Origin of the sequence: Sinorhizobium glycinis (assembly GCF_001651865.1) — a bacterium.
In the GTDB taxonomy this organism is placed as follows: domain Bacteria; phylum Pseudomonadota; class Alphaproteobacteria; order Rhizobiales; family Rhizobiaceae; genus Sinorhizobium; species Sinorhizobium glycinis.
This window is the reverse complement of the sequence record NZ_LPUX01000057.1, coordinates 1-2,581: the sequence shown is the minus strand read 5'-3', so window position 1 is coordinate 2,581 and position 2,581 is coordinate 1. Positions and strand designations below refer to the sequence as shown.

3 protein-coding genes are annotated in these 2,581 nt (G+C 61.8%); 2 read left to right on the top strand and 1 reads right to left on the bottom strand.

What is annotated here, in order from left to right; genetic code table 11:
- Window positions 1-243, top strand: a 243-nt coding sequence (locus tag AU381_RS30720) for a transposase (protein WP_244520063.1), incomplete at its 5' end; no start/stop codon positions are given.
- A 277-nt stretch (window positions 244-520) separates the two neighbouring features.
- On the opposite strand, the gene AU381_RS13540 is transcribed toward AU381_RS30720, so the two are convergent.
- Window positions 521-1,672, bottom strand: a complete 1,152-nt coding sequence (locus AU381_RS13540) for an IS110 family RNA-guided transposase (RefSeq protein ID WP_014857807.1) — start codon at window positions 1,670-1,672, stop codon at window positions 521-523.
- A gap of 399 nt (window positions 1,673-2,071) precedes the next feature.
- On the opposite strand from AU381_RS13540, the gene AU381_RS13535 reads away from it, so the two are divergent.
- Window positions 2,072-2,515, top strand: coding sequence for a hypothetical protein (locus tag AU381_RS13535; RefSeq protein ID WP_015633501.1), 444 nt, complete (start codon window positions 2,072-2,074; stop codon window positions 2,513-2,515).
- Window positions 2,516-2,581 lie beyond the last annotated feature (66 nt).

The following is a 2,581-nucleotide window of genomic DNA, read 5'->3' as shown; positions in this document are numbered from 1 at the left end:
ACAAATCCGATCGAGCGGCTCAACGGTGAGATCAAGCGGCGGACCGAGGTCGTCGGCATCTTCCCCAACGATGACGCCATTGTCCGCCTCGTCGGCGCGCTCCTGCTCGAGCAAAACGACGAATGGGCCGTCCAGCGCGCCAGATACATGACGCTTGTATGGGGACCTCGAAGTCAAGACGCCTGCATCGTTACCTCCATTCCTTTGTTCGGCCGGGGCGGGCATTCCTTCGTTCCGGCCTGACTTCTCACCAGCGCCGCGCGCAGGGGCGGTCAAGGAGGCCCGCAGGGCACTGCACAGCAGCGCGAAGCGTCCTTGACGGTCCTGAGCACGGCGCTTCAATCTCGGGTCGAACGGGCCGAGGTGGTCAAAGGCGGAGCCGGTTTGCGAGGCGCACAAGGTGCGCTGCGACCTTGTATTCGGTGGGCCGTAGGGAAGCCCGAACCATGATGCAGTCATCCGCATCGACGACCAGGCTCCGGGCGGCGGTCCCCATCTGGAAAGCGGTATTGGAACCATGTCATGTAACGGGCGCCCGCCACCTCGGGCTCGCTAACAGGCAGACGGAACTCTTCGCCTGTCCTCTCGCGACTATGCGGCAGCTGCCGTGGCATGCGGTCGAACGCGCACTCCCTCGCTCTCGGTACCACGCAACCAGGGCGCTTTCCTTCTGGAAGACAAGGAACCGCCAAGCCAGTTGGACCATGCCTCTGCGGACCCGGGCATTCCCGGCGCGCGATAATCCGCGCTCACGTCGGCGAGCACCGCTATCATCGGGCGACCCAGTGAGCCCAGCGTAGCGGGCGACAGCGCGACGGTCGCGCAGATCGCGAAGCAGGATCTCGTGTGCCAGCATGTCGGCCGTTTCCACGCCGAGGCCGACGACGCGCGAAAGCATATGAACCATAGCGGCGGCGCGGCTGCGTTCCGGATTGAGCTTCGCAAGCCGCTGTAGCCGCTCACGCTCAATCTCGGCGATCTGATCTTCAACGAGCCGCAGCCGCGCGATGTCGCGGCGCATCTCCGCCAGGGTATTGCCAGGGATCTTTGTTCCCTCCGCAGTCCGTAGCGTGTCGAGACGACCCGCCGTCTTGCGCAGGGCCGGGTTGACGTCACGAATGCCGAGGCGGGCAAGCGCTGCCTTCATCCGGTTCACCAGGCGAGTGCGCTCGGCGACGAGGTTCTCGCGTTCCCTTGTCGGGCGCTTGGCATCCTCCTCGCTGATCTCCGGGACGGCGGCCATCGTGCAGTGCCCTACTTCGCCCCGAAGCCAGCCGAGAAGAACACGCATGAGAAGGGCGGTGTCGAGTCGGTCGGTCTTGGCGCGCCGGCGATCGCGGGACACGGTGACACTGGTTGCGTGGATCACGTGGGCCTCGATCCCGTGGGCTCGCAGCCATCGGGCCAGCCAAAAGCCGTCACGTCCCGCTTCGTAGGCAACCACCACGCGCGCGATCGTCCGACCAGCGGCAAGAGCTTCTTGGCGCCAGCCTTCCAGCAGGCGCATCAGAACATTCTCGTCTGGTTTGAGCTTCTTCAGAGGACGGCGATTAACACCCGGGAGGAGTCCGGCGATGAGCCATGTGGAACGGCTCATCTCTACGACAACGACAAGCGTCTCATCCGGAGCGAAGGCGGCCGTCGAGCGGCCAATGTCGCGCTGCTGCAGCATGGGGCATCTCCATGAACTAATCAAAGGCACCAGCGTACAATGACGCGGTGCTCCCCCATAGCATCTGGAAACCATCAGCCAGATGAGCGATGATCCGCTCATCAGCCTGCCCGCCGTGGCGCGCTGATCATCCCGGCCTATGCCGGAGAGCACGGCGACCAATGCCGTCTGCTACACCACCTCACGGGACACGATCTGGTCCACCGGCGGGTTCTTTGGAACCCAACCCCGATCCCCCATTTGCCGATGAAACTGCATTTCAACGCTTGGCCTCTCGCTCCTCCGACCTTGCGGGCCGCCTTAAGACCCGCAGGCTTCCGGCCACGGCCCATTGGTACTCGATAAGAGCGAGAGGGTTCTCCTAGATTCAAACGAGGCAGCTATCAGCGGGTTTTCAATATGAAAATACTTTCTTACAACCCAGGCCATGATGGCGCATTTGCGTATGTCGAGGAAGGCCGCTTGGTATTCTCCATCGAGGCCGAGAAGAGTTCGAAGTACCGACATTCGTCGTTATCTGTCCTCGATGCATTCGACGCACTTGCCGAACTACATGCCGTTCCCGACGTTCTATGTGAAGGGGGTTGGTGGCCCGGCGACTCTCCGCGCGTAGGTGAAGCAGCGGCTGACTACCGCGGTAGCGATCAGGTGATCGTCAGCAAGAAGCGCTTCTTGGGAAAGACCATCGATTTCTTCTCATCGTCCCATGAACGATCGCACCTTCTGTGCGCGTTTGGGATGTCTAACGTACCGAAGGGCACTCCGTGTTACGCGTTGCTTTGGGAAGGTATCATTGGGGCGTTTTATGAGATCGATGCGGAACTGAATGTATCCCCACGGTGACGGCCGTCTTGTGATGTGATGCCGAACATTGGAAGTCCTGGTGGTAGCACTGGGAGTAGTCCTATG